This is a genomic window from Phenylobacterium sp. (assembly GCF_031425575.1).
In the GTDB taxonomy this organism is placed as follows: domain Bacteria; phylum Pseudomonadota; class Alphaproteobacteria; order Caulobacterales; family Caulobacteraceae; genus Phenylobacterium.
Window position 1 is genome coordinate 1 of record NZ_JANPJP010000084.1, and the last position, 8856, is coordinate 8856.

Annotated in this window: 8 protein-coding genes; 6 read left to right on the top strand and 2 right to left on the bottom strand. The window is 67.9% G+C overall.

Translation table 11 applies throughout. The features are described from left to right. The first annotated feature begins 213 nt into the window (after positions 1–213). From RMO97_RS04635 to RMO97_RS04650, 4 genes are all read left to right on the top strand, one after another. Positions 214–774, top strand: coding sequence for a sugar transferase (locus tag RMO97_RS04635; protein WP_310539377.1), 561 nt, complete (start codon positions 214–216; stop codon positions 772–774). A 53-nt stretch (positions 775–827) separates the two neighbouring features. Then, positions 828–2954 carry an AsmA family protein gene (locus RMO97_RS04640; protein ID WP_310539371.1) on the top strand — a complete coding sequence of 709 codons (2127 nt, stop codon included), beginning with the start codon at positions 828–830 and terminating at the stop codon, positions 2952–2954. Positions 2955–3068: 114 nt separating this feature from the next. Next, entirely contained in the window at positions 3069–3545 is a 477-nt protein-coding gene (locus RMO97_RS04645; RefSeq protein WP_310539372.1) for a cytochrome c, read from the top strand. 7 nt (positions 3546–3552) lie between these two features. After that, positions 3553–4233, top strand: a complete 681-nt coding sequence (locus RMO97_RS04650; protein WP_310539373.1) for a cytochrome b/b6 domain-containing protein — start codon at positions 3553–3555, stop codon at positions 4231–4233. A 150-nt stretch (positions 4234–4383) separates the two neighbouring features. On the opposite strand, the gene RMO97_RS04655 is transcribed toward RMO97_RS04650, so the two are convergent. Together RMO97_RS04655 and nth are read right to left on the bottom strand one after the other, a co-directional pair. Further along, a complete protein-coding gene (locus RMO97_RS04655; protein WP_293497389.1) occupies positions 4384–4704 on the bottom strand; it encodes a hypothetical protein in 321 nt (106 codons plus the stop codon). Between the two features lie 241 nt (positions 4705–4945). After that, on the bottom strand, positions 4946–5668 hold the full coding sequence (nth, locus tag RMO97_RS04660; protein WP_310539374.1) for an endonuclease III: 723 nt from the start codon (positions 5666–5668) through the stop codon (positions 4946–4948). A gap of 87 nt (positions 5669–5755) precedes the next feature. Between nth and RMO97_RS04665 the strand changes: the two genes are divergently transcribed. Together RMO97_RS04665 and RMO97_RS04670 are read left to right on the top strand one after the other, a co-directional pair. After that, positions 5756–6901, top strand: a complete 1146-nt coding sequence (locus RMO97_RS04665; protein WP_310539375.1) for an L-lactate dehydrogenase — start codon at positions 5756–5758, stop codon at positions 6899–6901. Positions 6902–7047: 146 nt separating this feature from the next. Continuing rightward, a partial coding sequence (locus RMO97_RS04670; RefSeq protein WP_310539376.1) for a glutamate synthase central domain-containing protein occupies positions 7048–8856 on the top strand: 1809 nt, incomplete at its 3' end.

Genomic DNA, 8856 nt, shown 5'->3' on the forward strand with positions numbered 1-8856 from the left:
CGCCGGAGCCGGCGCCGAACCCCCTGGACACCCCGCCAGAGCAAGCCGCCGCCGAGACAGTGGTCGAACCCGCGGCGCCGATCGTCGAAGCCTCGGCGGAGCTCACCGCGCCCACGCCCAAAGCCAAGCCCAAGGCCGCCCCGAAAGCTTGAGGCCGTAGCGCGAAAACGCGCGGCGCATTAAGGCTGGTCTCCGACGAGGGGGACCTGTGTGCTGAAACGTGGGTTGGACATCCTGGGCGCCGCGGCGGGCCTGTTGGTACTGTGGCCTGTCCTGCTGTTCCTGGCCGTGGCCGTTCGCCTGGAGTCACCTGGCCCGGCCCTGCACTGGTCGCGGCGTGTCGGTCGATTCAACGCCCTGTTTTCCATGCCCAAGTTCCGCAGCATGCGGGTTGGCGCGCCCGACGTCGCCACCCACCTGCTGCCCGACCCTGCCGCCTGGATCACCCCTCTGGGCGCCTTCATGCGCCGTACCAGCCTGGACGAGCTGCCCCAGCTCTGGAGTGTGCTGCTGGGCCATATGAGCCTGGTGGGGCCGCGTCCCGCCCTCTTCAACCAGGACGACCTGATAGCTTTGCGGGTTGCTGCTGGTGTCCAGACCCTGCGGCCGGGCCTGACAGGTTGGGCCCAGATCCACGGCCGCGACGAGTTGCCGGTGCCAGAAAAGGTTCGCCTGGACGCTGAGTACCTGGCCGCCCGCACCACCCTGATGGACCTGTCGATTATCCTGCGCACCGCGAGGACCGCCTTCTCCGGCCGCGGTGTCCGGCACTAGACGGACCCCTTCGGCGGCTGGCGCGTTCTGGCCAGACCCGGAGTTCCCACACCTTGCCAGATGAACCCTACCATCAGCGCGCCCGCTCGGGCCTCATTCGCGCCCGCGACCGGGCCGCTGATGGCCTGCGCCGCGCGCACGGCGCGATGGGGCATGGCTGGGAGCGGGCGCGCACGCGCCTGCGTCAGACAAAGCTCAAGCGCCCGAGCAACAGAGCCCTGGCCTGGACCGGAGGGATCGTCGGCGCACTGGTGGCGGCCATCGCCCTGTTCCTGATCCTGTTCGACTGGAACTATCTGCGGGGCCCAATAGGGCGCTATGCCTCGGCCAAGACCGGCCGCGAGATCGTGCTGGCGGGCAATCTGGATGTCGACGCCTTCTCCTTCAAGCCCAGCGCAACGGTGGAAGGCATCCGCGTTGGCAATCCGAAGTGGGCCGGTCCCGGCCAGACCGCCGACATCAAGAAGCTTGATGTCCAGGTGAAGCTGATGCCGCTGTTGGTGGGTCAGGTCGTGCTGCTGAACCTGGAGCTCAACCAGGCCAAGATCGACCTCAGACGGGACCTCCAGGGGCGCGCAACCTGGGACTTCTCCAATGGAAAGAAGTCCAAGAAACCCTTCAAGATGCCGCCCATCCGGCGGTTCGTGATCAATGACGGCCATCTGCGTATGGTCGACGAGAAGCGCAAGCTGGTCCTGAACGGCCAAATCAACGCCACAGAGGAGATGGGCAAGGCTGGCCGCGGCTTCCTTATGACCGGCGACGGCTCGCTGAACGGAAACAAGTTCCTGCTGCGAATTCAGGGCGGCCCGCTGCTGAACGTCGACGCCCGCAAGCCCTATCCTTTCGACGCTGATATCCGCGCAGGCGCGACGCGGGTGACCGCCAAGGGGTCGATCCCCAAGCCCTTCGACCTGGCGCAGTTCTCGATGAACGTCACCGCACGTGGGCCTGACCTGGCGGCGCTATACGACCTGACGGGCGTGGCCCTGCCCAACACGCCGCCCTACCGCCTGAACGGTCGGCTTTCGCGCGATGAGAGCCTCTACAAGATCGAGGGCCTGGGCGGCCGCGTAGGTGACAGCGATCTGTCTGGCTTCATATCGGTGGAGACCGGCGATGAGCGGCCCTATTTGAAGGCCGACCTGCGGACCCGCAGCCTGGACTTCGACGACCTCGCGGCGGTCTTTGGCGGAGCGCCCTCCCGCAAGGCCGGTGAGACCGTCTCTCCTGAACAAGCGGCGATCGGGCGGAAGATGGCCGCCCAGCGGCGTCTGCTGCCGGACACCACCCTGAACGTCAGCAAGATCCGTTCGCTGGACGCCGATGTCCGATACCGGGTCGCAGCCATCCGCGACGCCATGCTGCCCCTGCGGTCGGGCGACGTCACGGTGAAGCTGGAGCGTGGCCTTCTCAGCGCCAACCCCCTGACCCTGGACCTCCCCCAGGGCAAGATCACCGGCCAGGCCCACCTCAACGCCCGCGGCGAGACGCCCGTAACCGAGGTGGACGTCAGGCTCTCCAACGCCCGACTGGAACAGCTTATTCCCATCAAGGGCGAGCCGCTCGCCGGCAGCTTCGTGGGGCGCATCAAGCTGAAGGGCGCCGGCAATTCGGTGCATCGCGCGGCCGCCAACGCCGACGGTGAGGTGCTGGCCGTGGTTCCGAGCGGCGAGATCCGCGAGGCGTTCGCGGAACTGCTCGGCATCAACGCCGCCAAGGGCCTGGGCTTGCTGTTCTCCAAGGACCAGGGGTCGGTGCCCATCCGCTGCGGCGTGGCGCACTTCCAGGCCAGGAATGGCGTGCTGACCGCCGACCGCATCGTTTTCGACACCAAGCCGGTCCTGGCCACCGGGGGCGGGACCATCAACCTGGACAGCGAGACCATGGACCTCCGTATCCAGGGCAAGTCCAAGGAATTGCGCCTGGTGCGCCTGCTCTCGCCGATCACCGTGAAGGGCCCGCTCCTCGGCCCCAAGGTCGGCATCGAGACCGGCAAGGTCATTGCTCAGGGCGGCGTCGCCGTGGCCCTGGCCGCCGTGGTCAATCCCCTGGCGCTCCTGCTGCCGTTCATCGATCCCGGCCTGGCCAAGGACGCGTCCTGCGCGTCCCTGATCGCTGAAGCCGGCCGCGAGGGTGCGCCGGTCAAGACGGTGGCCACCAAGACCGCCCGCCGCTGAATATTTCAGGACAGCAGCAAAACCAGGACGGTCTGAAACCAACGCACGATTGACGCGGCGTCCGGGCGCCCCTCAAACTCGGCGCTACGGTTTCCGTTGCGAAGAGGTCCTTCCATGGCTCGTCTCACCAAGCGCCCCCTCGGTCTGGCCCTGGGCATGGTCCTCAGCCTGACCGCCATCGGCGGGGCGGCCCTGGCGGCCTCGGCGGCCGAGACCGCCATCGCGCAGCGTCAGAAGGGCTTCAAGGCCATGGGCGGCGCCTTCAAGACCATCAATGACAACCTCAAGACCGACGCCCCCGACGCCAAGCTGATCGCGGCCCAGGCCACGATCATCAAGGCCCAGGCCGTCCACGTGCCTCACTGGTTCCCGAAGGGCAGCGGCCCGGAGGCGGGCTTCAAGACCGCCGCCAAGCCGGAAATCTGGACCGACGCCGCCAAATTCGCCGCCGCCGCCAAGGGCTTGCAGACGGAAAGCGCCAAGCTGGAGACCATCGCCAAGGGCGGCGACATCGACGCCATCAAGGCCCAGGTGAAGGCCACCGGCGGCGCCTGCGGAACCTGCCACACGCCCTTCCGCGTAAAGTCTTAGGGGCTCCATGAGCGACACGCCGCCGATCGCCACCCGGCTCTGGGACCTGCCGACGCGGATCACCCACTGGGCCCTGGTAGTGCTGATCCTCGTCTCCTGGCTGTCCGGGGGCGAGAACATGCAGGTCCATCGCTGGTCAGGCTATGGCGTGATCGGCCTGCTGGTGTTCCGGCTCTACTGGGGCTTCTTCGGCGGCGAGACGGCGCGCTTCTCCCACTTCGTGAAGGGACCCGGGGCGACGGTCGGCTACCTCAAGACCATGGGCAAGCGCACCGCCGGCGACATCGTCGGCCACAGCCCGATAGGGGCGGTCAGCGTGGTCCTGCTGCTGCTGGTCATGCTGGTGCAGGTCAGCCTTGGCCTGTTCGCCAGCGACATCGATGGCATCGAGTCCGGGCCGCTGTCCCACTTGGTGGATTTCGACACCAGCCGGCTGGCCTCGGATTGGCACGAGCTGAGCTTCCGCTTGCTGCAGGCCCTGGTGGTCCTGCACGTTGCGGCCATCGCCTTCTACGCCCTGTGGAAGCGCCAGAACCTCATCACCGCCATGATCACCGGCAAGCGGGTGTTCTCCGGTCCCGTCCCGAGCCTCAAGTTCGCGTCGGCCTGGAGCCTGCTGCTGGGGATCGTGATCGCCGTGGCGGCGGCCTGGCTGATCGCCAGGGGCCTGAAGCTTCCGAAGTTCTAGCGCATCGGCCGGCGTCCGGGCCATAGGCGAACTGGCCTCGGCCTCGAAGGTGTTGGCGTGCCCAGCGGCGCGAAGAGGGTCATGGAAGCGGCGCGAGCTCCCGGCCAAGCTTGATCCCGAATTTGGGGAGCCCGGCCGGGATAGAACGGCTTAGGCGGCGGCGCCCTTCAGGCAATTGAGCCAGGCGTCTTCGCGGGCCTTCTCGGCCTCGCGCAGCGTGGTCTCGGCGTCGCGAACGGCGGCGTCGTGCTTGCGCCACTCCAGGACGGCGCCTTCGCGGGCGGCGCGGGCGGCTTCCATGGTTTCGAAGCGGGCGAGGATGGCGCGCACGCTGTAGGTCACCGGCGGGCCCACGGTCTCCCGGTCGGGATAGAAGCCGGTGATGGAGTCCGTGCTTTCGCTGTCGATGTGGAAGACATCGGCCCAGCCGGCGTGGTGGCGCATCAGGGCCCAGGGACGTTGGACGGTCATCAATAGCTCCTCAGAATCCGCAAAGCGGTGTCTCGCGGTGAAACTAGCCCGGCTCGCGCCCGGCTCCAACGGCGCAGGCGCGCGGCAATAGCAGATGCACCGCTTCGGATGAAAGCCGAACCGTGAAATTCGATCCTCTAGAGGGCGGCCCGTTCCAGAGCGTTGGCGGCCGCCGCCTGTTGGAACAGGGCGAGGCGTACATCCGCGGCGACCCGTGCACGCGCGAGCCGGATGGCGGTTGCTAGGCGTCGAAGGCGATGACGCGGCTTTCCTGGTCGCTGGAGACCCCGACCCGAGGGCAGGCGTCACGCAGGACACAGAGGCCGCAGGCCGGGTCGAAGTGGGTGCAGAGCGACTGGCCATGGCCCTTCAGCAGCCAGTGCAGTTCATAGAGCTGCTCCCCCTGCCATTCAGCCGGCGCCTGCGCCATCAGGCTGTCATAGGCCTCCCGCACGTCGCCGCTGCGGCCCGTGAGGCCCAGGCGCCGCGAGACCCGATGCACGTGGGTGTCCACCACCAGGGCGCGGCGGTTCAGGGTGCTGAGGTTCAGCACCGCGGCGGCGATCTTCACGCCCACCCCCGGCAGGCGCATCAGCCAGGCCATGGCTTCCTCCACCGGCTCAGCGGCCAGGAAGTCCAGGTTCAGCTCGCCGCGCTTCAGCAGCAGCACGCGGACCAGGATCGGAAGCTGGCGCGCCTTCTGGTCGGCGAAGGTCACCGGATCGATCACCGGCTCCAGCTCCTCCTGGGTGGCGTGCACCAGGGCGTTCCAGTCCGGATAGGCCGCCCGCAGCCGAATGAAGGCCGCCCACGACACCTCGTCATAGGTCCGAGAGCTCAGCAGCGACTTGATCAGCTGGGACACCGGATCGAGCGGATGCTCGGGCCTTTGCTGGCCCAGGACGCTGCGCAGCCGGTCGCGCGTGGGCGGCAGGTCGGAGGGGAGGGCGAGTCGGATGTGCATGCCGTCACGCTAGAACAAAAGTAGAACATTTGTAAACCCGACCCGTGCGCCGTACGAAGGTGTCGGGCATCCACGGGAAGGGCGGCCATGAACCCGGCCTCGGTCTCCGACTATCGCGACTTGGCGCGCCGCCGGCTGCCGCCGATGTTCTTCGAATATATCGACGGCGGCTCCTACGCCGAGGTCACGCTGAAGCGAAACGTGGCTGACCTGGAGGCGATCGCCCTGCGCCAGCGGGTGATGCGCGACATGAGCCAGCTGGACCTCAGCATCGAGACCCTGGGTCAGACGTTCGCCTTCCCGGTGGGCCTGGCGCCCGTCGGCATGGCCGGCATGTACGGCCGCCGGGGCGAGGTGCAGGCGGCCAGGGCGGCGGCCAGCCTGGGCGTGCCCTTCTGCCTGTCCACCGTGGGGGTCTGTTCGGTGGAGGAGGTGGCGGCGAGCGGGACCGCGCCCTGGTTCCAGCTCTATATGCTCAAGGATCGCGGCTACATGGCCGAGCTCCTGGCGCGGGCCAAGGCGGCCGGCTGCCCGGTGCTGGTCTTCACCGTCGACCTCCCGTTGCCCGGCTCGCGCTATCGTGATGTGCGCTCGGGCTTCACCGGAGCGAGCGGGATGTCCGGCGCGCTGAACACGGCTTGGCAGGGGGTGACCCATCCCGGCTGGCTGTGGGACGTCTGGCTGCACGGCCGGCCCCACACCCTGGGAAGTGTCGCCAACGCCGTGCCCAAGGCCGGCGGCGTCACCGACTTCCTGGCCTGGATCGCCAGGAACTTCGACCGCTCGGTGACCTGGGCTGATCTGGACTGGGTGCGCAAGACCTGGGACGGGCCGATCGTGATCAAGGGTGTCCTGGACCCGCAGGACGCCCGCGACGCGGTGAAGGCCGGCGCGCAGGGCCTGATCGTGTCGAACCACGGCGGCCGGCAGCTGGACGGGGTGCGCTCCTCGATCTCGGCCCTGCCGGCGGTGGCCGACGCCGTGGGGGGAGACCTGGAGGTCTATCTGGACGGCGGCGTCCGCTCGGGCCTCGACGTGCTGAAGGCCTTGTCCCTGGGCGCCAAGGCCTGCTTCGTCGGCCGGGCCTGGGCCTATGCCTTGGGCGCGGGCGGCGAGAAGATGGTCGGCCGCATGCTTGGAACCCTGCGCAGCGAGCTCGCCACCGCCATGGTGCTCACCGGCTGCCGCAATGCGCGGGATGCGGACAGAACGCTTCTCGACCTCGCAACTTAGAAAAACTTTTCAAATCCATAGGTTCGAACCCATCGACAAGGGTCGATCTTGCCGGTAATGGCCGCGCGAACGTGCGTTTGACGGCCGGGTTCGGCCGCGCAGTCGCATGCCTGTAATGCCTGCTAGTAGAAGAATGAGGTACCCGCATGGGCGCTCCGGAACGGCAAGGTCTGTACGACCCGCGCAATGAACACGATGCGTGCGGTGTGGGGTTTGTGGCCAATATCAAGGGCCGCAAATCGCATGAGGTCGTGACCGCCGGGCTGGAGATCCTGATCAACCTCGACCACCGCGGCGCCGTCGGCGCCGATCCCCTGGTGGGCGACGGCGCGGGGATTCTGATTCAGATGCCCGACGCCCTGCTGCGCGACTGGGCCGGCAAGGAAGGCGTGGAGCTGCCCGCGCCCGGCGACTACGCCGTGGCCATGTGCTTCATGCCCCAGGACGACGCCGCCCGCGCCGTGGCGGTCAGCCAGTTCGAGCACTTCCTGAAGGTCGAGGGCCAGATCTTCATCGCCTGGCGCGACGTGCCCGTCGACACCACGGGCCTGGGCGAAGCGGTGCTCGCCGAGATGCCGGTGATCCGCCAGGCTATCGTTGGTCGCGGGCCTACGACCAAGGACCAGGACGCCTTTGAGCGGAAGCTGCTGACCATCCGCAAGCAGTTGCAGAACCCCCTGGCCGAGCTGGCGGTGAAGAAGAACCTGCCCGGCCTGACCCAGCTGTACCTGCCGTCCTTCTCGACGCGGACGGTGGTCTACAAGGGCCTGCTGCTGGCCGGCCAGGTGGGGAGCTTCTACACCGACCTGCTGAACCCGCTGACGGAGTCGGCCCTGGCCCTGGTCCACCAGCGGTTCTCCACCAACACCTTCCCGTCGTGGAAGCTGGCGCACCCCTACCGGTTCATCGCCCACAACGGCGAGATCAACACCGTGCGCGGCAACGTCAACTGGATGAACGCGCGGCGCCGCACCCTGGAGTCGGACCTGCTGGGTCCCGACCTCAACAAGATGTGGCCGCTGATCCCGCACGGCCAATCCGACACCGCCTGCCTGGACAACGCGCTCGAGCTGCTGGTGGCCGGCGGCTACCCGCTGGCCCACGCCGTCATGATGCTGATCCCGGAAGCCTGGGCCGGCAATCCGCTGATGGATCCCAAGCGCAAGGCCTTCTACGAATACCACGCCGCCCTGATGGAGCCGTGGGACGGCCCCGCCGCCGTCGCCTTCACCGACGGCCGCCAGATCGGCGCCACCCTGGACCGCAACGGCCTGCGTCCCGCCCGCTTCGTCATCACCGACCAGGACCATGTGATCATGGCCTCGGAGATGGGCGTGCTGGTGGTCCCGGAGGAGCGCGTCGTCCGCAAGTGGCGCCTGCAGCCCGGCAAGATGCTGCTGATCGACATGGAGGAAGGCCGGATCATCGAGGACGAGGAGATCAAGGCCTCCCTCGCCGACGCTGAGCCCTATGCCGAGTGGCTGGCCCAGACCCAGTTCAAGCTGGAAGACCTGCCTGACGCCGCGCCTGCCGACGCCCTGATGGGCGCCGACCCCGCCCAGCTGCTCGATCGGCAGCAGGCCTTCGGCTACACCCAGGAAGACCTGCAGTTCTTCCTGGAGCCTATGGCCCAGACGGGCGACGACCCCATCGGTTCGATGGGTGGCGACGTCCCGATCGCGGTGCTCTCCAAGCGCGCCAAGCTGCTCTACGACTATTTCAAGCAGAACTTCGCCCAGGTCACCAACCCGCCGATCGACCCGATCCGCGAGGAGCTGGTGATGAGCCTGGTGTCGATGATCGGCCCGCGCCCTAACCTGCTGGGCCGTCAGGCCGGCACGCACAAGCGCCTGGAGGTGTCCCAGCCGATCCTCACCAATGAGGACCTGGCCAAGATCCGCGCCATCAGCGAGCTGCTGGACGGCGCCTTCCGCACCGCCACCCTGGATGCCACC